Consider the following 20892-nt stretch of genomic DNA (forward strand, 5'->3'; position numbering starts at 1 on the left):
AGCGGGTTTACCCGCGAAGCAGCCGACTCGCTCTCCAGTCAGCCCAACAGCTTCTGCACCCCCAGGGTAATCGCCAGCCCCCCGCCAACCAGCCACAGGTTGAGGATCGCCCCGGTCGCCAGCGCCCGTGGCCCGGCCTGGCGAATCTGGCTGAAGCGGGTTTCCATGCCCAACGCCGTCATGGCCATGGTCAAGGCAAAGGTGTCCAGGCTGTTCACGGCCTGGGTCACGCTGCCAGGCAGCACTTGCAGTGAATTCACCAGGACCAGTGCCAGGAAGCCGAAAGCGAACCAGGGCATGGCAATGCGCCCGTTGCCCTGCGCCTGGCCAGCCTTGCGCGAACGGCTGATCCACAGGCCCACCACCAGCAGTACCGGCACCAGCAGCATGACCCGGGTCATCTTGACGATGGTGGCGACATGCGTGGCTTCGGGGCTGACATTGCTGGCCGCGCCTACCACCTGCGCCACTTCGTGGACAGTGCCTCCCAGCAGCAGCCCGGCGCCCATGGTATCCAGATGCAGCCAGCCGGCATTGATCGCCAGTGGGTAAAGGAACATCGACAAGGTACCGAACAGCACCACGCTTCCGACTGCCATGGCGCTTTTATGGGGGGCGCTGCGCAGCGCCGATTCGAATGCCAGCACGGCGGCGGCGCCGCAGATGGCGCTGCCGGCGGCGGTCAGCAACGCGGTATCGCGGTCGAGCTTGAACACTTTCATGCCACACCACAGGCCGATCAGCAGGGTACTGGTGACTACCAGTACCGAGACGATAAGCCCCGACCAGCCGACTTCGGCAATTTCCTGCAGGCTTACCCGCAGGCCAAAAAATGCCACGGCAATGCGTAACAGGCCGCGAGCGGAAAAATTGATGCCTGCCGCCCAGCTTGCCGGTACGCCGTCACGCAGCGCGTTGCCATACAGGGCACCTGCGACGATACCCACGATCAGCGGGCTGATGCCCAGGTTGGCGATAGCGGGTATGGCCGCCAGTTGCGTGACTGCGACCGCGAACAGCGCGACGAACAGAATGCCATTGAGCCGCCCTCGGGTGGAGAGGGTAGGGGCAAAGGCGGGGTTGGACGGAACCGTGGCCATGTGAGTCCTCCGGAAAAGTTGTTTCGACACGGCCTACGTTAATCTGGTTATAAGCTTATAAAAAATCGTAATTTAGAATGGCAAATATCCGTATAGCTGATATTTTTGAATCATGACCCCAGAACAGCTGATAACGTTCGCCACGGTTGCCGAACACGGCAACATCAGCCATGCGGCCCAAGCCCTGCACCTGTCGCAGCCGGCGGTGTCCGGCCAGCTCAAGCTCTTGCAAGAGGCGTTTGGCGAACCCCTTTACCAACGTGCCGGCCGCGGCGTGCGGCTGACAGCGGCCGGTGAGCAGTTGCTGGCGCATGCCGAGCGCCTGCGCGAAACCTTCCGCCAGGCGCAAGCGCTGCGCGAGGCCATGCGCGGGCTGGAGCGCGGCACCGTGCGCATCGGCGCCAGTACCACGCCTGCCAGTTACCTGCTGCCTTACCTGATCGCCGATTTTCACGGGCGTTATCCAGATGTGCTGGTCAGCACCTCGCATGGCAACACCGCGGAGATCGTCGCCGCCCTGGACAGTGTTGATATCGCTCTGATCGAGGGGCCGCCCGGGCAGGAATTGCCGTTGGGTACGCAAGTGACGCCGTGGCGCGAGGACGAAATCGTGGCGATTGTGCCCCGTGGGCATCCGCTGGCAGGCAGTGACCAGCAAACGCTGGCGGCGCTCGGCGCCTACCCGTTGGTACTGCGTGAAAGCGGCTCGGGTGTGCGGCAGATCGTCGAGCGGGCGTTTGCCCGTGATGGCGTGGCGATGCGTGTGGCGTTGGAGATCGCGGGCGTTGAAGGGGTAAAAGAGGCGGTCCGGGCCGGGATGGGGGTTGGCTTTGTGTCGGCGATGTCCATTCGCCATGAGGATGGGGCGCTGCACCGGCTGCAGGTAGCGCCGCAGGCGCTGGTGCGGCGTTTTTCCATTCTGTTGCCGCATGCGGCTACGCCTTCGCGGGCTGCCTCGCGGTTTCTTGAATTGTGTGTAGCCATGCAAGAGGCGGGTTGACTGTACTGGTCTCTTCGCGGCGTGCCCGCCACAGGTACAGCACAGATTTTTGAAGACGGTGCTGTATCTGGACTGCCCCCAGGAAGTTGGACGCCAATTCAACCCTTGGTGGCTTCTGAACATAGGGTATTGGCTATATGGATCGGCGTGTATGCTTTGCAAGGCAGCCTTCGGTATCGAGTTAGCAACGGAGCCCCAGATGGAGTTTTCTGCCCACAAAGGCACTACGTCGATCAGCCTCGTGCGGGACGCACTTCAAGGAGCAGAACTGCGTGGCCTGGATGTCGCTACTGTGCTCAGCCACGCGCATATTGATCCACACCTGCTGGACCAGCGCTATGCCAGGGTACCTGCTGGTACGTTCTCCAGATTGTGGATTGCGTTAGCGGATTTGCTCGACGATGAGTTTTTTGCGGCAGACAGTCATCCCCTTCGCAGAGGTAGCTTCAAGCTGATGGCGCAATTGGCCCTCGGCTGCGACACCATTGGGCAGGCGCTCAAGCGGATTCTGGCGTTTCTCAGGACTGCCCTTGATGACATCTACGGGTCGGTGGAATGCGAGGGAGAGCATGCTGCAATTATCATTCATGATCATGGTGAGTTGCGAAGGGTGTTTTGTTACGGTGCCTGGCTGGTGCTCGTGCACGGCCTGCTTTGCTGGCTGTGCGACAGGCGCATTCCTATTGTGAAGTTATCGATGCGTCCTCCTCAGCCGGTGGACGACAGCGACTATCGAATGCGCTTTTGTGAGGAAATCGAGTGGAGGGCCGATAGAACCTCCGCTGTGTTCGAGAAGAGCTTTCTGGCGTACAAGGTTTGCCAAACGCCCGCTTCTCTTCCTGCCTTTCTAAAAGGCACGCCAAGTAACTTCCTTGTGAAATACCGTAACGACGACAGTACGAGCATTATGATCCGGCGGCGATTAAAACTGCTCTCTCCACACACGTGGCCTGAACTCGATGAGCTCGCCCGCGACTTGAGCATGTCCAGTTCCACCCTACAGCGAAGGCTCTATGCTGAGGGTTTCACCTACCAACGGCTCAAAGATAATCTACGGCGGGATATTTCCATCAGTCTGCTGTGCCGGGCAGGTATGACGGTGGATGGCGTTGCGTCAGAGGTTGGCTTCATTGAGACCAGTGCGTTCCACAGGGCATTCAAGAAATGGACGGGTATCACTCCTGGTGCTTACAGACGCTCGTTGCGTAGCCCTCGAGGAGACTAGTCCGCTGCGCTTGGGCTGATCACCCTCTGTTCGGAGCCATCCGGTTTTCCAAAAACTGCCCGTTCCGGTCAAGCAGAATGATGCCATTGGGCATGGTTGGCGCTTGCCATAAGGCCTACGATTTTTCTCGGGCGCCGTCTAGTTGGTGCCTCTCAACTCTCCCGACTCACACGCGGAACCATGCGTACCTGTGCGTGTGGTCGAGTTGTGCCAGATCGCTATACGTATGTGGACTTCAAAAACACAACAATAAGATTGAAGGAGACACGGTATGAGTTCTTTGAATATGTACACGTTGACCGAAGAGTCGAAGTTCAACCGCTTTCATGGACTTATTCTATTCTGGTGCGTGTTGATTCTGATTATTGATGGTTACGACTTGGCAGTGGTGGGGGCTGCCCTGCCAGCCATCATGGCCGATATGCAAATTGACGCAACCAGCGCCGGGGTAATGGCTGGCTCAGCATTGTTCGGGACAATGCTGGGCGCCATTTTTTTAGGCACATTGGCAGATCGAATTGGCCGGCCGAAAATGATCGCGATGTGTGTCGCGCTGTTCAGCATTTTCACCGCTGCGGCAGGGTTCACTGACAGCCCGCTGACCTTCAGTATCATGCGCTTTATCGCCGGCTTGGGAATTGGCGGTGTATTGCCCATCTGTACGGCGCAGATGGGTGAGTTCTCGCCCTTGAAAGTTCGCACCCGGCTGGTGACCATCGTTTTCGCAGGCTATTCGGTGGGCGGAATTCTGGTAGCGCTGACGGGTAAACAACTGATCGAAAGCTACGGTTGGCAATACGTGTTTTACGTGGCAGTCCTGCCAGTGGTATTGATTCCTTTCATTCTCAAGACAATGCCTGACTCTATTGGCTTTATGTTGAAGCAGGGGCGACAAGACGAGTTGAAAGTCATCGCGCGTCGCCTTCGTCCTGACCTTGTGATCAAGGATGACACGCAGCTCGTCGGCAATCCGCAGATTATCTCTGCTCAAGACAAGCCGGTACGAAGCCTTTTCCTGGAAGGCCGTGGATACAGCACGGTCATGATCTGGATGGCATTCATGACCGGGCTGTTCATGGTGTATGCGCTCAATTCGTGGCTCACCAAGTTGATGGCCATGGCGGGTTTCAGCCTCGGTTCAGCCCTGAATTTCGTCATCGTGTTCAACCTCGGTTCGATCTTCGGTGCAATTCTGGGTGGATGGCTTAGCGATAAATTCAGCATCAAGCACGTCTTGGTGGTGTTCTATGTAGTGGGCGCGGTCGCACTCACGTTGCTGGGATATACCCGCTCCACCGAACTGCTCTTTGTCGTCGTGTTCATCGTGGGGGCCTCGACCCTTGGCACACAGCTTCTGGCCTATGCATACGCCGGCGATTTCTATCCCTCCACCATCCGCTCGACTGGCGTCGGTTTTGCATCGGGGGTCGGTCGCGTCGGGGCGATTGTCGCACCTGTTTTGATTGGTGCCTTGGTATCGATGGCGTTGCCGCTGGAGCAGAACTTCATGGCAATCGCGCTCGCCGGCCTGGTAGGGGCTGTTGCAGTGACCATGATCAACCAATCTCGCTCGGACTCGGCTGTAGTGAGGAAGAAGGCCACGGTTGCCCACGAGTTGACCTGACCGTAATTCTGAGAGACAGGTGCCAAGTATGCTTATTGATCGCTTGCGCGAATCACCGGTAGGTTCGGACGAAGCAGCCCGTTTGATCGACTGGGCAATTGTCTCACGTCGGAGCATCAGGTCGTTCCTCCCAACCCCAGTTCCGCTAGAGGAAATCGAAGCGATGCTGAACGTTGCTCGCTTTAGCGCAACAGGCGTCAACCTGCAGCCCTGGAATGTGCATGTTGTTACCGGTGATATGAAGGCACGGTTGTCCGCAGCACTTGCTGAGGTTGATGACCATCCGGCTGATGACCAACGCTTTTCTGATCCCTACGCGTATTACCCCAGGGAGTGGACGTCTCCCTACATCGAGCGGCGCAGGGAGGTAGGGTGGGGGCTCTATAGCTTGTTGGGCATCAGTCGAAGCGATAAACAAAGGATGCACGATCAACACGGCCGGAATTATCGCTTCTTCGGGGCGCCTGTTGGCCTGTTCTTCACGATTGACCGCGTGCTTCAGGAAGGGAGCCTGCTGGATTATGGCATGTTCCTGCAAAGCCTCATGATTGCCGCACGGGGAAGAGGCTTGCACACCTGCCCACAGGCAGCATTCCTTAAATATCACAGCATCATCACTGAAATGCTGGAAATACCGAAGAGCCAAATGCTCGTCTGTGGGATGAGCTTGGGTTATGCCGATGATGGCAGCATTGAGAACACGTTGGTTACTGGCCGTGAGCCCGTGCGTGCATTCACTACCTTTCACTCAGAATAAAAAACCTGGCGTGCGCTCTGTGCAAGTTTGGCGTCGGGCAGGGTGATACTGTTTCGATCATTCCGCTAAAGCGGGCCTTAACCCATTTGTAGGACTGGCATTGCATGGGGCGCTTAGCGGCGGACCATGCTCAAGCACACAACAAGAACAAGGTGCCTGTGATGTCTATTGCTTTTAAAAAAATGTTGGCTTGTTCAGCAACACTGCTAGTCGCGCCTTATGCTTCTGCCGCGTTCGTGGAAGACTTCAAAGGCAGTCTTGAGCTCCGGAACTTTTACTATAATCGGGATTTTCGCAATGATGGCGCCACTCAGTCCAAGCGCGATGAGTGGGCGCAAGGTTTTATTTTGAACCTGCAATCCGGTTTTACAGAAGGGCCAGTGGGCTTCGGTATTGATGCGATGGGCTTGCTGGGGGTGAAGCTTGATTCCAGCCCGGACAGAACGGGATCAGGGCTGCTGGCCTACGATTCCGACAGGCAGGTTGAGGATGAATACGGTAAGTTCGTGGCCACCGCCAAAGCGAGGATGGGTAAGACGGAGTTGAGGATAGGGGGGGTAAACCCTCTGATGCCTCTACTCTGGAGTAATAACAGCCGCTTGCTGCCTCAGGTCTTTCGCGGTGGTTCGCTGACCGTCAACGATATCGATAAATTGACGGTAACGGCTACAAGAGTCAACGCAGTGAAGCAGCGTAATTCCACCGATTTCGAATCACTCACAGCCACTGGCTATGCCCCGGTTGAGGCGGACCACTACAACTACCTGGCATTTGACTTCAAGCCTGCGAAGGACATGACCTTCAGTTTGCACGCCGCCGAACTTGAAGATCTCTATAAATCCTACTTCGCCGGCATTAAAGTCATCAAGCCGCTGTGGGAAGGCAATGTGATCGCGGATGTTCGTGTGTTCGATGCCAGCGAGACGGGCTCCAAAAAACTGGGTGAGGTGGACAACAGAACGCTGAGTAGCTACTTCGCCTACAGCATCAAGGGACACACCATCGGTGGCGGTTACCAGAAGGCCTGGGGCGACACCTCGTTTGCGTTCGTGAACGGCACGGATACCTATCTGTTCGGCGAATCGCTGGTCAGTACATTCACTGCCCCTGAGGAGCGAGTGTGGTTCGCAAGGTACGACTTTGATTTCGCCGCGTTGGGTGTACCGGGCTTGCTGTTCACCACTCGGTACATGAAAGGTGATGATGTCAATCCTGATCTGCTGACCAGCCGCCAAGCTGCTTCACTCCGCCTCAACGGGGAGGATGGCAAAGAATGGGAGCGGGTCACTGATATCTCTTATGTCATTCAGAGTGGTCCGGCGAAGGGTGTTTCGTTCCAGTGGCGTAACTCCACGAACCGCTCGACCTACGCTGACAGCGCTAATGAAAATCGCCTGATCATGCGCTACACCTTCAACTTCTAAATAGCGAAACGGGCCGGCCTTCTGGCGCCGGCCCCTTTTGTGCCATTCATTCCCAATCGAAGGGTTCGCTGTTTTCCGCCTGAATTGCACCAGGCGTTCGGACGCCTGCACCCAGCCGTTTCATCTTTTGCTGCGAAAGGCCAGTACCGATTAAGCCACTGCTGCCAGCTTGGCGCTGGTCTGCCGACGACGGTAGGCACTGTCACGGCTCGCCAGCCACCAGTACAGCGGCGAGGTGATCGCCAACCCTACCAGCCAGGACAGGTCAGCCCCGTTGATGTGCTCGGAAATCGGCCCGACGTACAGCGGGGTGTTCATGAACGGTATCTGCACCACGATACCCACAGCGTAGGCGATCAGTGCCTGCGGGTTGTAGCGCCCATAGATCCCACCATCGACCTGGAAGATCGACTGGATGTCGTAGTCACCTTTGTGAATGGCGTAGAAGTCGATCAGGTTGATCGCCGTCCACGGCACCAGCACCACCAGCAGTACCAGCACCATGTCAACGAAGTGGCCGATGAAGTCTGCCGAAGCGAACACCGCTACCACGCAGCAGGCCGACAGCACGATCAGCGACAGCACTGCCCGGCTTTTGGCGGTGGGGATCCAGCGGTAGGCGAACGTTTGCACCAGGGTGATGATCGACAGCACCGCGCCATACAGGTTGAGAGCGTTATGGCTGATCACGCTGAGCAGGAACAGCACCAGCATGATCGGGCCGAGCGTACCGGTGGCCAGCTTGACCGCGTCCATGGTGTCCATGCCGGCTGGGATCGCCAGCACGGCCACGGCGCCGAAGATGAACGACAGGCTTGAGCCCAGGGCCGAACCCAGGTAAGTGGTCCAGAAGGTCGAGCTGACTTTGACATCTGCCGGCAGGTAGCGCGAGTAGTCCGACACATAGGGCGCAAAGGCGATTTGCCACAACGCCGCCAGCGACACGGTGGCCAGCCAGCCGGCCAGGTTGAAGCTGCCACGGGTGAGGAAATCGTCGCTTTGTACATGGGTGAAGATGTAGCCGAAGCCGACCACGATACCGATACCCAGTACCCAGGTGCCAATGCGATTGAGCACGTGGATGAAGCGGTAGCCGATAATGCCGATGATGCCTGAACCCAGCGCCCCGATGACGATGCCCACCGGTACCGGAACGGCGTCGACCACGCCATGCAGGGACTTGCCGGCAAGGACGATGTTGGATGCGAAGAAGCCGATGTACATGACACCGGCGATCACCACCACCAGCAGCGCGCCGAGGGTGCCGAACTGGGCGCGGCTCTGGATCATCTGCGGAATGCCCATTTGCGGGCCCTGGGCCGAGTGCAGGGCCATCAGCACCCCGCCGACCAGGTGGCCGACAAGGATGGCGACGATGCCCCATACCAGGTTCAGGTGGAACAGTTGCACACCCAGCGCGCCGGTGACGATGGGCAACGGCGCGATGTTGCCGCCGAACCAGAGTGTGAACAGATCCCTTACCTTTCCATGGCGGTCTTGCGGGGGCACGTAGCCGATCGTGTGTTTTTCTATCAGGGGTGCCGAATTGGCTGCACTGGTCATGACTGACTCCAAGGCAAGGTAGGGCATTGGGAACTGCCCGGGGGCGTGCCGGCGGTGGGCGACGCGTTCTTGTTGGAGCGATGATGAGGGGCGCGGGGATAACGAGAAATTAGTAAATATGTACCCATAAGCGTTAAAAAAACTAAGGCTGACAAAAGCTTAAGCGGGTGACGGTAGCAAGGAGAGTGCCAGCTGGCTGAAGGCCTTGGGGTAGAGGGACGGCGGGGGTGGCAACCGGATCACGGTGGGCTGGGTTGGTGCGATGTGCGCGTTTTCAGGGCAGATGAAAGGTTGCCTGGGCCGGCCTTTTCGCGGGTAAACCCGCTCCTACAGCAGGCGCGGGTTTACCCGCGAAGGGGCCGGCACAAGAGGAAACAGCTACATGGGTAGCAACCGATCCTGAATCACTTCCTTCATCACCAAGGTCGAGCTCAAGCGTTTCACATTGGGAATACTGGTCAGGTGCTCGTCATACAGCTTCTGAAACGCCGGCAGGTCCTTGGCTACCACATGCAGCAGGTAATCGGGGTCGCCGAACAGCCGCTGCGCTTCGACAATCTGCGGGATCTGCGCCAGTGCCGTTTCAAAGTCCGCCACCGGCTGGCGGGTTACCTCGCGTAGCGTCACGAATACCAGCGCGGCAAAGTTCAGCCCAAGGGCGCTCGGTGCCAGCCGTGCGTGATAGCCCAGAATGGCTCCGGACTCTTCCAGTGCCTTCAAGCGCCGATGACAGGGTGACAGGCTAAGCCCCACGCGGTCGGCCAGTTCGGTTACCGACAGGCGCCCGTCTTTTTGCAGCTCGGCAAGGATTTTTCGATCAGTTCTATCCATTGGGAAGAATCTTCCAATTCATGAATGCCAAGGGGAAATATACGAAAGAATATCCCCGAGCGAAATCCGTAATCTTTCGACATCCCAATGCAGTAGATAAGGAAGATTCAAGTGGCTATCAGTGTGCTGACGGCGTTCTGGGCTGTGTCGATGCTGTTCGTGATTACCCCGGGTGCAGATTGGGCCTATGCCATCTCTGCAGGCATGCGCGGTCGCTGGGTGATGCCAGCGGTGGCGGGGATGTTGTCGGGGCATTTCCTGGCCACGCTGGTGGTGGCGGCCGGGGTTGGCAGCCTGCTGGCTGGTCACCCGTTGGCGCTGACCTTGCTGACCCTGGCGGGGTGCACCTATTTGCTGTGGCTGGGCGGTAACCTGTTGCTCAGCCCGTCCTTGCCGGCGGCCGGGCAGGGCGGCGCGGGGGAGTCGGGCTCGCGCTGGGCGTTGAAGGGTTTTTGCGTCAGCGGCCTGAACCCCAAGGTATTCCTGCTGTTCCTGGCCCTGCTGCCGCAGTTCACCGACCCGCAGTCGAGCTGGCCCGTACCGTTGCAGATCTTGTTGCTGGGGCTGGTCCATCTGTGCAGTTCGCTGGTGATCTACACGCTGGTCGGCTATGGCGCCAAAGCGGTGCTGAGCACCCGGCCGGGGGCGGCAAAGCTGGTCGGGCGGGTGTCGGGGATGGCGATGATTACCGTGGCCCTGGGCTTGATAGCCGGGCAAATGACCTGAATTTACCGGTTCAGAATGACTTCAGATACACTCGCTGCACCCTCATGCACAACCAGGAAGTGCCCCCATGCCCGAAACCACGCAACTGCTCACGTTCGCCCTGATTTGCCTCGGCATGGTCCTGACCCCAGGGCCGAACATGATCTACCTGATTTCCCGCTCGATCTGCCAGGGCCGCCAAGCCGGGTTGATTTCGCTTGGCGGTGTGGCTCTGGGCTTCGTCATCTACATGTTCTGCGCGGCAATGGGCATCACGGCGCTGGTGATGGCAGTACCCTTTGCCTACGACGCGCTGCGCATCGGTGGCGCGCTGTACCTTTTGTACCTGGCCTGGCAGGCGCTGCGGCCGGGTGGCCAATCGCCGTTCCAGCTCCGTGAACTGCCCGCCGACAGCCCGCGGCGGCTATTCACCATGGGGTTTGCCACCAGCCTGCTCAACCCCAAGATTGCCGTCATGTACCTGTCGCTTATGCCGCAATTCATCGAACCGGGCCACGGCAGCGTGCTGTTGCAGTCGCTGGTGCTGGGTTCGACGCAGATCGCCATCAGCGTTACGGTCAACGCGCTGATTGCGATCATGGCCGGCTCCATCGCCGTGTTCCTGGCTGGCAGGCCACTGTGGCAACAGGTTCAGCGTTGGTTGATGGGAACGGTGCTGGCGGGGCTGGCGGTGCGCATGCTGGCAGAAGGGCGCCGTTGATCGCCCATTGCGACAAGTATCAGTGGCCGAGTACTTGCCCGAGCATCTGGCACACCTGTTCTGCCGAGTAGGGTTTGGCCAGGAAGGTGAACCCTTGGTGCCCGCCTTCGGCAATCGCATCGCTAAAGCCCGAAGTAAGGATCACCGGCAACTGCGGGCGCTGGCGGCGAAGTTCGCGGGCCAGTGCCAAGCCACCCATGCCGGGCATGACCACATCGGAAAACACCGCATCAAAATCACCTGCCGGGCCAGTCAACTGCGCCAGCGCTTCTTCTGCCGAACGCGCATAGCTGATTTGGTAGCCGTGGTCCTCGAGGAACTGAGCCGTGAAGCTGCCCAGGTCGGGGTTGTCTTCTACCACCAGTATTCGTCGCCGCTCGCCCTGTACCTGCGGCTGGCTGCCGGCCGAGGCGTCTTCGGGCAAGGCCGCAGGTGAGTCCTCCTGCGGCAGGTACAGGGTAAAGGTGGTGCCCTGGCCGGGGATGCTGTTCACCTGTACATCGCCCCCGGATTGCTTGGCGAAACCGAACACCTGCGACAACCCGAGCCCGGTACCTTCACCTGGGGCCTTGGTGGTGAAGAACGGGTCGAAGATGCGCTCCAGCAACTCGCTGGCAATACCGACGCCGCTGTCGCTCACCGATATCGCCGCGAACGGGCCAGGCAGCGAAGGCTGACCGCGCAAGGCAGGCAGGCACTGGTCGGCCTGCAGACGCAGCTGCAAGGCACCTTCGCCAGCCATGGCATCGCGGCCATTGAGCATCAGGTTGATCACCGCGGTTTCCAACTGGCTGAGGTCGGCGCGGATGTGGCAGGGCGCTTGCGGTAACTGCAGCTCGACCCGGATGCGCGCGCCAGTGACGGTGTCGAGCATGTCGGCCATGGCCTCCAGCCGAGGCCCGGCCTCGAACACCTGTGGGCTGAGGGCCTGGCGACGGGCGAAGGCCAGTAGCTGGCCGGTCAGTTTGGCACCACGGTCGACCGTGTCGGACATGGTCTTGAGGTAGCGCTCGCGGCGCTCCTCGGCCAGGTTGGGGCGCTGCAGGAAGTGCAGCGACGAGCGGATGATGGTCAGCAGGTTATTGAAGTCGTGGGCTACGCCGCCGGTCAGCTGGCCAATGGCTTCCAGCTTCTGGGCTTGGCGCAGCACGGCCTCGGTGTGCAGCAACTGAGTGGTGCGTTCTTCGACGCGATGTTCCAAGGTGGTGTTGAGCGCTTCAAGGGCCGCCATCGCTTCCCGCACTTCGGCATGGGCCTGGGCCCGTTGTATGTGTGCCCAGCATCGCTCGGTCACTTCGCTGATCAGTGTTTGCTCGTAGTCGGTCCATGCCCGGGGTACGCGGTCGTGAATCGCCATCAGCGCGGTCAGCCTGCCACCCTTGATCAGTGGCATGCAGATGGTGGCCGTAATGCCGATGGCCTGAAAAGTCGCCGCCTCGTCAGTGGCCAGTTCGCGCAGGTTGTCATTGATCACCAGGGCCAGGCCGCTGCGCAGGCGGCTGACAGCCAGGCGGCCGAAGTCATGCAGGTGATAGTGGCCCACCAGGCGTGGTGAACCGGGGGTCACCGCATCGCCGCAAATGGTGAAACCGTCCTCGTCGGGGTCCATCACCGCATAGGCGCAGCTGGACAGGCCAAGGTGCTCGACCAGCATGCGGGTGGTTATGGCCATGATCTGGTCCGGGTCGGTCGCCTCGGTCACGGCTCGCCCGAGGGTATCGAGAAAGTTCAGGCGTTGGTTGGTGACCACGCTGGCGGTGGTTTCGGTGACCGTGTCGAGCATGCCCAGAATCTCGCCATCATGGCCGCGAATCGGGCTGTAGCAGAAGGTGAAATAGGCCCGCTCCAAACCTCCGTTGCGGTCGATCATCAGCGGGAAGTCTTCGATGTACACCGCTTCACCGGCCAACGCACGGTCCGCCATGCTGCTGATTTCATCCCAGGCTTCGTGCCACACGTCGCGGAAGGGGATGCCCAAGGCCAGGGGCTTGCGACCGAGTATCGGGGTGAAGGCGTCGTTGTACAGGGTGATCAAGTCCGGGCCCCACAGCACGGCCTGCGGAAAGCGCGAGGCCAGGCACAGAGACATCGTGGTTTTCAGGGCGTCGGGCCAATGTTCCAGCGGGCCCAGGGGAGTGCTGGCCCAGTCGTGGTTGCGGATGCGTTCGGCCATTAGCCCGCCGCCGTCTAGCCATCTAGCCATGTGCTTTGCCGGTCCTCTTTCTCAAGGCCCTTAGGGTGCACCGAGAATAGACCGTTGGCGAGGGTTTTGTGAGGGGCTGTGCCACTGCACGAGCCTCTGCCACTGCGCGATCCGGGGGAGTGCAGATTCACCTGCGAAGAGGCCGGACAGGCTAGCGCATGAAGTGCACTTTGCCGGTGTCATCATTGCCCATGTAAATGCCATACACCCCGGCCTGCCGCTCGAGGATGTAGCGCTCGAGAATTTGCCGGATAGCCGGGTAGTAGATTTCATCCCAAGGGATTTCATCCGGTTCGAAGAACTTGTACGCCAGCGTCTCCGGCCCATACTGCCCGGTCTCTTCGGTGACGATGGCACGGAAGATGATGTACACCTCGCTGATCTTTGGCACGCTGAAGATCGAATACGGCGAGACGATGTCCGCACGTACGCCGCTTTCTTCCCATACCTCGCGCAGCGCCGCCTGTTCGGTGGTTTCGCCAGCCTCCATGAACCCGGCAGGCAAGGTCCAGGTGCCGGGGCGAGGGGGGATGGCGCGCTGGCACAGCAGGTACTTTCCATCGCGCTCGATGATGCAGCCGGCGATGATCTTGGGGTTGATGTAATGGATGTAGCCGCAGCCGGTGCAATGCAGGCGTTCGTGGGTATCGCCTGTGGGAACGCCCCGGGCCAGTTCCTTGGTGCAGTGCGGGCAGTAGCGCGGGGCATTGGGCATGATCAGCGACCTATGCGGGGTTCCTTCAGGGCCAAGGGTTCGACAATGTCGCGCACCTTGGCGTTGTCATCCTGCTTCTGGCGCAGGTAGTCCAGGGCCACCTTGGCGGCGGCGCGGACGTGGTCGACCGAGGCCTGGTGGGCCACCAGCGGGTCGCCGCCCTTGATGGCCTCGACGATCTTTTCCATTTCGCGGTTGCTGGCGCCGCGGCGGTTTTCCTGCGATACCGAGGTGGCGCGCAGGTAGCTGATGCGTGCTTGCAACTGGCGCAGCTGCTGGGCCGCCACCTGATTGCCAGAGCCTTCCAGCAGCACATCGTAGAAACCTTGTACCGAATCCAGCACCTGTTGCAACTCGCCTTCTTCCAGTGCTTCGCGGTTCACTTCCAGCGCGCGTTCCAGCGCACGGATGTCCTTGGCCTTGGCGTTGAGGGTGAACAGTTGCACGATCAGGCCTTCGAGCACACAGCGCAGCTCATAGATGTCACGTGCGTCTTCCAGGGTGATGATGGCCACGCGCGGGCCTTTGGCGTCGGCAAACTCGACCAGGCCTTCGGACTCCAGGTGACGCAGCGCTTCACGTACCGAAGTGCGGCTGACGCCGAGGCGGTCGCACAGGTCGCGCTCGACCAGGCGGTCGCCGGGCAACAGGTGAAAGTTCATGATTGCGGTGCGCAGCTTGTCGAGCACGATTTCGCGCAGAGTAACGGGGTTGCGGTTGACCTTGAAGCTGTCGTCGAGTGGCTGGCGTTTCATCAGGTGCGCTCTTTATGAGGCTGTTGCGCCAACATCGCGGAATGCCCCGAACCGAGGCTTTCCATGCAGTGGTTCGAACAGCCCGTTGTTAACGGGTTGGCTCCGCATCGGCTTCGGCAAAGGCTTCACGGGCCAGGCGGAAACTGTCCACCGCCGCGGGTACGCCGCAATAAATGCCGACCTGGAGCAGGATTTCGCGAATCTGTTCACGGCTCAGCCCATTGCGCAGGGCACCGCGAATGTGCAACTTGAGCTCGTGGGGCCTGTTGAGCGCGGAAATCATGGCCAAGTTTATCATGCTGCGCTCTTTCAGCGACAAGCCTTCGCGGCCCCAGACGTGACCCCAGCAATACTCGGTGACCAGCTCCTGCAACGGTTTGGTGAATTCATCTGCGTTCTGGATCGAGCGGTTGACGTAGTCCTCGCCCAGTACCTGGGTGCGGATTTTCAGGCCCTTTTCGTACTTTTCATTGCTCATGTGCAGTACTCCGGCATAAAAAAGGGGCCGCAACCGAGGGTGAGACGATTAGCGCGACCCCTGAAAACAGGGGCATCGGTGTTGGCTTCTTCGCGGGCTTGCCCGCTCCCACAGCTTCCGGAATCTGTGCGATACCTGTGGGAGCGGGCAAGCCCGCGAAGAGGCCAACACCGACTCAAGATGTATCAGCCAAGTGGCGGCAGGGCGCCGAGCTTGCCCTTGTGGTACACCATCGGGGTCATCGGCTGCTCAGGCAACACCAGGTTCTTCACCGCGCCGACAATGATCGCGTGGTCACCGCCGTCGTACTCGCGCCACAATTCGCACTCGATGATCGCCGTGGCCTTGGCCAGCAGAGGGTTGCCCAGCTCGCTCAGGTGCCATTCGACGCCCTTGGCCTTGTCCTTGCCCTTGCCTGCGAAGGCATACGCCTCGGCAGTCTGGTCGGCGGACAGCAGGTGGATGGCGAACTGCTTGCTGTCGCGCAGGATCGGGTAGGTGTCGGAGGCGTAGTTGGGGCAGAACAGCACCAGCGCCGGGTCGATCGACAGCGCGCTGAACGCACTGGCGGTGATGCCGACGATGCCGCCGTCGGCGTCCAGGGTGGTCACTACCGTGACGCCTGACGGGAAGGAGCCCATCACGTCTTTGTAGATGCCGGGTTCGATCATCTCGTGTTCCTCCTAGCGCATCACGAACGGGTCGGGCATCGGCGCGGTGGACAAGTTGATCCACACGGTCTTCAGCTCGGTATAGGCCAGCACCGAATCGATGCCGCTCTCACGGCCGTAGCCGCTGTTCTTGAAACCACCTATCGGTGCCATGGCCGACACGGCGCGGTAGGTGTTGACCCAGATGATCCCCGAACGCACGTCGCGGGCCAGGCGGTGGGCACGGCCCAGGTCGCGCGTCCAGATGCCGGCAGCCAGGCCGAACTGCGAGTCGTTGGCCATGGCCAGGGCTTCTTCTTCGGTCTTGAAGCGGATCACTGCGGCGACCGGGCCGAACACTTCTTCCTGCATGATGGTCATCGCGTTGCTGTCGCACTCGAACAGGGTCGGCTCGTAGAACCAGCCGTCACCTTCAACGTCGGCACGCTTTCCGCCCATATGCAGTTTGGCGCCTTCGGCCTTGGCCGCAGCCACCAGGCCTTCGACGACTGCCAGCTGCTGTGCGGTGGCCATCGGGCCCATTTCGCTGGCGTCGTCCTGCGGGTTGCCGATGCGGATGCGCTTGGCGCGGGCAATCAGGCGCTCGACGAACTCGTCGAAGATTTCATCCTGCACCAGCAGGCGCGAACCGGCCACGCAGCTTTGCCCGGACGCGGCATAGATGCCGGCCACGGCGCCATTGATGGCGCTGTCCAGGTCGGCGTCGGCGAAGATGATGTTCGGCGACTTGCCGCCCAGTTCCAGCGACAGCTTGGCGAAGTTTTCGGCGCTGCTGCGCACCACGTGGCGGGCGGTGGCGGCACCGCCGGTGAAGGCGATCTTGCGCACCAGCGGGTGGCGGGTCAGCGCCGCGCCGGTGCTGGGGCCGTAGCCGGTGACCACGTTGACCACGCCGGCCGGGAAGCCGGCCTCGAGGGCCAGTCGGGCCAGCTCGAGGATGGTCGCCGAGGCGTGCTCGGACGGTTTGAGCACGATGGTGTTGCCGGCAGCCAGGGCAGGGGCCAGCTTGATCGCGGTGAGGTACAGCGGGCTGTTCCACGGGATGATCCCGGCTACCACGCCGATCGGCTCGTGCACGGTGTAGGCGAACAGGTCGGGTTTGTCCAGCGGCAGGGTACCGCCTTCGAGCTTGTCGGCCAGGCCCGCAGTGTAGTGAAAGAACTCCGGCAGATAGCCGACCTGGCCACGGGTTTCGCGGATCAGCTTGCCGTTGTCACGGCTTTCCAGCTGGGCCAGGTGCTCCTTGTTCTCGGCAATCAGGTCACCCAGGCGACGCAGCAGCTTGCCGCGGGCGGTGGCGGTGATGCTGCGCCACGCCTTGCTGTCGAAGGCACGCTGGGCGGCCTGAACGGCCAGCTCCACATCGGCTTCATCGGCGTCGGGCAGTTGCGCCCAGGCCTGGGCGGTGGCCGGGTTAAGGCTGTCGAAGGTCTTGCCGCTCTGGGCATCGCGCCATTGGCCGTCGATGCACATCTGGAAACGAACGAGGGTCATGCAACAATCCCCTTGGCGGATTCGGTGAGGGTGCGGGCTTGGGTGAGGAAGTCCAGCAGCATCTTGTTGACTTCACGCGGTGCTTCCACCGGCATCATATGCCGTTGCTCGGCGAGGACCACACTGCGTGCGCCAGGAATGCAGGCGGCGAGCTGGCGGGTCATGGCCGGGGTGGAGCCCGAGTCGAGTTCGCCGGTGGCGATCAGCGTCGGCACCTGGATACTGCCCAGGTCGTCGGCGCGGTACATGTCCTGAGTGGCGAACAGCGAATAAGTGGTGTGGTAGCCCTGCGGGTCGTTGCTCGCCAGCACCTGGCGAATGGCGGCGACCTGCGCCGGGTTGGCAGCCTTGTATTCACGGCTGAACCAGCGGTCCAGGGCAGCATCGACGTTGGCGTCTGGGCCCAGCTCCGCCGCTTGGGCAGCGCGGGCGATCACCCCGGCACTCTGCTCGGGGGTGCGGTTGAACACGCTGTTGAGCACAACCAGTGCAGCCAGGCGCTGCGGGTAATTGAGGGCGAATGCACGGGCAACCAGGCCGCCCATGGAGAAGCCGATCACGGTGGCTTGTGCAATTTGCAGGTGGTCAAGCAGTTCGGCGAGCTGGTCGGCATAGCCTTCCAGCGGTGTGTCGGCAGCCGGTACGCGGCTTTGACCGTGGCCGAGCATGTCGTAGGCGATGACGCGGTAGTCGTTGGCCAGGCCAACGAACTGACCGCCCCACATTTCCTTGTTCAGGCCCACGCCGTGGATCAGTACCACGGGTTGGCCCTGGCCGACATCCAGATAGCTGGTGCCGGCAGGTGTGCGTTCAGCGACAGGCTGAATCATGGAGGGCGCTCCTTGAAGGTCGGGCGCGGCGGGTAAGCACGCCACGCCCCGGCCCGTCTTGGTTGTTGTTATTGAGCGTTGGCTTTTTCGGCAGCCAGTTCTTCCAGGTCGATGTAACGGTTGCCGATGCGCGGGTGCAGGCGGCCGCCATCGGCTGCGCCCAGGACCACGACGATTTCATCGGCACGCGGGGCGTCTTCGATCTGCATTTCCAGGGTGATGTAGTGCGAACGCAGGCCTTCGTCGTCCTTCTGCATCATCGGGATCTGGATCGAAGTGCCTGGGCCGCCGCGCTTGTTGGTGAAGCTCAGGTAGCTCTTGGCCTGAACTGCCTCGCGGTAGTGGTTGCCGAAGCGCAGGGTATGGATCACGGCCGAGGCGTGCTCGATTTCGCCATCAGCGCCGACGACGGCGGCTTTACCGTAGGCCTCGATCTTGTCGGCGCCGCCAATGGCAGCAGTCAGGCGCTCGACCATCAGGGCACCCAGCTCCGAGCAGTTGGCGCGAATTTCCGGCTTCAGATCTTCAACGAAACCGCGACCGGCCCATGGGTTCTTGATCACGACGGCCAGGCCGACCATGGTCACCGGCTTGTCAGTGGCCTTGCCGCCTTCGATGCGGGTCTCTTCGGAGTAGGTGACGATCTTGCGGATTTCGAAACTCATGGGTGGCTCCTGGTGAGGGTTATCAGCTCTTGTTGTCTGATGGTATACCATAATATTTGTTGTGCAAGAGGTGTCAGGAAATTTCTCTTGCCGGGGGACGAAAGGTGGCCTGATGCCTTGATTTCTCTGTTGTCTGTACTGGCCTCTTCGCGGGCTTGCCCGCTCCCACAGGGACTGCACAGGTTTCAAAAAAAAGCCCGCTCACGCAGGCCGAAGGGGCCCACGGGAGCGGGCGCGTCCCGCAATGATTCAGGCAATGGGAATTCAGGCGAACGCCGGCACCACTTCCTTGATGAACAGCTCGAGCGACTTTTTCTTCTCGGCGTGGGGCAAGCTGTTGTCGCACCAGAAGCTGAACTCGTCGACGCCCAGTTCCTGGTAGTACTTGATGCGTGCGATGATCTCTTCCGGCGTGCCGATCATGGTGTTCTTGCGGATGTTCTCCAACTGGAACGCCGGCACTTCGGCGAACTTCGACTCCGGGCTCGGCTCCAGGAAGCCATTCACCGGGGTCGTCTTGTTGCCGAACCAGGCATCGAAGGTGCGGTAGAAGCGCGAGATCGCCTGGGCACCGACCTTCCAGCCTTCCGGGTCGGACGGGCTGTGCACGTGGGTGTGGCGCAGCACCATCAGTTGCGGGCGCGGCACGTCCGGGTTGTTGTCCAGGGCGGCCTGGAACTTGTTCTTCAGGTCCAGCACTTCTTCGTCACCCTTCATCAGCGGGGTGACCATGACATTGCAACCATTGGCAACGGCGAAGTTGTGCGAGTCCGGGTCGCGGGCGGCGATCCACATGGGCGGCGTGGCGTTGAACGGCTTCGGTACGCTGGTGGAGGTCGGGAACTTGTAGACTTCACCGTCGTGGGCGTAGTCGCCTTCCCACAGCTTGCGCACCACCGGCACCATCTCGCGCAGCGCCTTGCCGCCGTCGGTGGCCGGCATGCCACCTGCCATGCGGTCGAACTCGAACTGGTAGGCGCCGCGGGCCAGGCCCACTTCCATGCGGCCGTTGCTGATCACGTCGAGCAGGGCGCATTCGCCAGCGACGCGGATCGGGTTCCAGAATGGCGCAATGATGGTGCCGGCGCCCAGGCGGATCTTCTCGGTGCGCGCGGCCAGGTAGGCCAGCAGCGGCATCGGGCTTGGCGAAATGGTGTATTCCATGGCGTGGTGTTCACCGATCCACACGGTGCTGAAACCGCCGTCTTCGGCCATCAGGGTCAGTTCGGTCAGGTCTTCGAACAGCTGGCGGTGGCTGACCTGTTCATCCCAACGTTCCATGTGTACGAACAACGAAAATTTCATGGGTTTTTCCTCAACGCTTGTTATTGCCCGTCAGTCAATCGGGCTTCAATTTGGGAGCGGGCTGCGTCCAACTGCAGGCTTCAGGCAAAGGCCGGCAGGCTGGCCATCTTGCCGCGGCAGTACACCATGGGCCGTGGTGCTTCTGCCGGGACGATCAGGTTGTGCACCTTGCCGACCATGATGGCGTGGTCGCCACCTTCGTATTCACGCCACAGTTCGCATTCGATGACGGCGGTGGCACCGGCCAGGATCGGATTGCCCAGTTCACTCAGGCTCCACTCGATACCGCTGGCCTTGTCCTTGCCCTTCTTGGCGAACGCGTAGGCTTCTGCCTGCTGTTCACCCGAGAGCAGATGAATGGCAAAGCGCTTCTGCTTGATCAGTACCGGGTAGGAGTCGGAGGTGTAGTTGGGGCAGAACAGCACCAGTGGCGGGTCCATCGACAGGGAGGAGAAGGCGCTGGCGGTCAGGCCGACGACCGAGCCGTCGTCGTCCTGGGTGGTGATGACGGTAACGCCGGACGGGAAGGAGCCCAGAACGTTCTTGTAGACAGTTGCGTCGATCATCGGGAGTACCTCTGAAGGGCTGCGGTGGTCCGCGGTTTTTATCGTTGATGTGTCTGATGGTATACCGTAATACCTATTTTGCAAGCGGAATTTTCAACCCTAGGTTTTCGCGATGAACGGCCCAAAGCCACGAAAACCGTGGCCTTGAGCGGTGAGGCGGTTTGTCGCAGGGGTTTCGCAAGCGGATCAGTGGCCGTTTTTTCATGCGGATCAGTGTTGTCAAAAGTTTGGAATACCATAATATGGTCCGCAGCTGAGAG

20 protein-coding genes are annotated in these 20892 nt (G+C 60.5%); 7 read left to right on the forward strand and 13 right to left on the reverse strand.

What is annotated here, in order from left to right; all coding sequences use genetic code 11:
- Window positions 1–38 precede the first annotated feature (38 nt).
- Window positions 39–1100 carry a YeiH family protein gene (locus PRJ_RS11505; protein WP_104961441.1) on the reverse strand — a complete coding sequence of 354 codons (1062 nt, stop codon included), beginning with the start codon at window positions 1098–1100 and terminating at the stop codon, window positions 39–41.
- A gap of 112 nt (window positions 1101–1212) precedes the next feature.
- On the opposite strand from PRJ_RS11505, the gene PRJ_RS11510 reads away from it, so the two are divergent.
- The 5 genes from PRJ_RS11510 (at window position 1213) to PRJ_RS11530 (ending at window position 7130) form a co-directional block, all read left to right on the forward strand.
- Window positions 1213–2100 carry a LysR family transcriptional regulator gene (locus PRJ_RS11510; RefSeq protein ID WP_104961442.1) on the forward strand — a complete coding sequence of 296 codons (888 nt, stop codon included), beginning with the start codon at window positions 1213–1215 and terminating at the stop codon, window positions 2098–2100.
- Window positions 2101–2299: 199 nt separating this feature from the next.
- Entirely contained in the window at window positions 2300–3325 is a 1026-nt protein-coding gene (locus tag PRJ_RS11515; protein WP_104962869.1) for an AraC family transcriptional regulator, read from the forward strand.
- 271 nt (window positions 3326–3596) lie between these two features.
- The gene (locus PRJ_RS11520; protein WP_104961443.1) at window positions 3597–4949 is read left to right on the forward strand and encodes an aromatic acid/H+ symport family MFS transporter; all 1353 of its coding nucleotides are present in this window, start codon (window positions 3597–3599) and stop codon (window positions 4947–4949) included.
- Between the two features lie 28 nt (window positions 4950–4977).
- Window positions 4978–5706 carry a nitroreductase gene (locus PRJ_RS11525; RefSeq protein WP_104961444.1) on the forward strand — a complete coding sequence of 243 codons (729 nt, stop codon included), beginning with the start codon at window positions 4978–4980 and terminating at the stop codon, window positions 5704–5706.
- Window positions 5707–5810: 104 nt separating this feature from the next.
- Window positions 5811–7130 carry an OprD family porin gene (locus tag PRJ_RS11530; protein WP_104961445.1) on the forward strand — a complete coding sequence of 440 codons (1320 nt, stop codon included), beginning with the start codon at window positions 5811–5813 and terminating at the stop codon, window positions 7128–7130.
- A gap of 150 nt (window positions 7131–7280) precedes the next feature.
- Here PRJ_RS11530 and PRJ_RS11535 read toward each other — a convergent pair whose 3' ends face one another.
- On the reverse strand, window positions 7281–8693 hold the full coding sequence (locus PRJ_RS11535; RefSeq protein WP_014590635.1) for a cytosine permease: 1413 nt from the start codon (window positions 8691–8693) through the stop codon (window positions 7281–7283).
- A gap of 378 nt (window positions 8694–9071) precedes the next feature.
- The gene (locus PRJ_RS11540) at window positions 9072–9524 is read right to left on the reverse strand and encodes an Lrp/AsnC family transcriptional regulator (RefSeq protein WP_003256079.1); all 453 of its coding nucleotides are present in this window, start codon (window positions 9522–9524) and stop codon (window positions 9072–9074) included.
- Window positions 9525–9635: 111 nt separating this feature from the next.
- Between PRJ_RS11540 and PRJ_RS11545 the strand changes: the two genes are divergently transcribed.
- Together PRJ_RS11545 and PRJ_RS11550 are read left to right on the forward strand one after the other, a co-directional pair.
- A complete protein-coding gene (locus PRJ_RS11545; protein ID WP_064493008.1) occupies window positions 9636–10250 on the forward strand; it encodes a LysE family translocator in 615 nt (204 codons plus the stop codon).
- A 67-nt stretch (window positions 10251–10317) separates the two neighbouring features.
- Complete coding sequence (locus PRJ_RS11550; RefSeq protein WP_003256077.1) at window positions 10318–10950, forward strand: LysE family translocator; 633 nt, start codon at window positions 10318–10320, stop codon at window positions 10948–10950.
- Window positions 10951–10969: 19 nt separating this feature from the next.
- Here PRJ_RS11550 and PRJ_RS11555 read toward each other — a convergent pair whose 3' ends face one another.
- The 10 genes from PRJ_RS11555 to PRJ_RS11600 all read right to left on the reverse strand — a co-directional run bounded on the left by PRJ_RS11555 (window position 10970) and on the right by PRJ_RS11600 (window position 20632).
- The gene (locus PRJ_RS11555) at window positions 10970–13153 is read right to left on the reverse strand and encodes an ATP-binding protein (RefSeq protein WP_104961446.1); all 2184 of its coding nucleotides are present in this window, start codon (window positions 13151–13153) and stop codon (window positions 10970–10972) included.
- Between the two features lie 151 nt (window positions 13154–13304).
- Window positions 13305–13868 carry an NUDIX hydrolase gene (locus tag PRJ_RS11560; protein ID WP_010954491.1) on the reverse strand — a complete coding sequence of 188 codons (564 nt, stop codon included), beginning with the start codon at window positions 13866–13868 and terminating at the stop codon, window positions 13305–13307.
- A 2-nt stretch (window positions 13869–13870) separates the two neighbouring features.
- Entirely contained in the window at window positions 13871–14623 is a 753-nt protein-coding gene (locus PRJ_RS11565; protein WP_010954490.1) for a GntR family transcriptional regulator, read from the reverse strand.
- An 88-nt stretch (window positions 14624–14711) separates the two neighbouring features.
- Window positions 14712–15101 (reverse strand): carboxymuconolactone decarboxylase family protein, encoded by a 390-nt coding sequence (locus PRJ_RS11570; protein ID WP_003256073.1) that lies wholly within the window; start codon window positions 15099–15101, stop codon window positions 14712–14714.
- Window positions 15102–15286: 185 nt separating this feature from the next.
- Window positions 15287–15772, reverse strand: a complete 486-nt coding sequence (locus PRJ_RS11575; protein WP_014590641.1) for a flavin reductase family protein — start codon at window positions 15770–15772, stop codon at window positions 15287–15289.
- Window positions 15773–15784: 12 nt separating this feature from the next.
- The gene (locus PRJ_RS11580; RefSeq protein ID WP_010954488.1) at window positions 15785–17266 is read right to left on the reverse strand and encodes an aldehyde dehydrogenase; all 1482 of its coding nucleotides are present in this window, start codon (window positions 17264–17266) and stop codon (window positions 15785–15787) included.
- Entirely contained in the window at window positions 17263–18096 is an 834-nt protein-coding gene (locus PRJ_RS11585) for an alpha/beta fold hydrolase (protein ID WP_020193431.1), read from the reverse strand. The genes PRJ_RS11580 and PRJ_RS11585 overlap by 4 nt, the downstream gene beginning before the upstream one ends.
- A gap of 68 nt (window positions 18097–18164) precedes the next feature.
- Window positions 18165–18761: an amino acid synthesis family protein gene (locus tag PRJ_RS11590; RefSeq protein WP_003256068.1), complete on the reverse strand. Its 597-nt coding sequence runs from the start codon at window positions 18759–18761 to the stop codon at window positions 18165–18167.
- A 264-nt stretch (window positions 18762–19025) separates the two neighbouring features.
- Complete coding sequence (locus PRJ_RS11595; RefSeq protein ID WP_010954486.1) at window positions 19026–20066, reverse strand: LLM class flavin-dependent oxidoreductase; 1041 nt, start codon at window positions 20064–20066, stop codon at window positions 19026–19028.
- A gap of 80 nt (window positions 20067–20146) precedes the next feature.
- Window positions 20147–20632 (reverse strand): flavin reductase family protein, encoded by a 486-nt coding sequence (locus PRJ_RS11600; protein WP_010954485.1) that lies wholly within the window; start codon window positions 20630–20632, stop codon window positions 20147–20149.
- Window positions 20633–20892 lie beyond the last annotated feature (260 nt).

The sequence above is a fragment of the Pseudomonas sp. XWY-1 genome (assembly GCF_002953115.1).
In the GTDB taxonomy this organism is placed as follows: Bacteria; Pseudomonadota; Gammaproteobacteria; order Pseudomonadales; family Pseudomonadaceae; genus Aquipseudomonas; species Aquipseudomonas alloputida.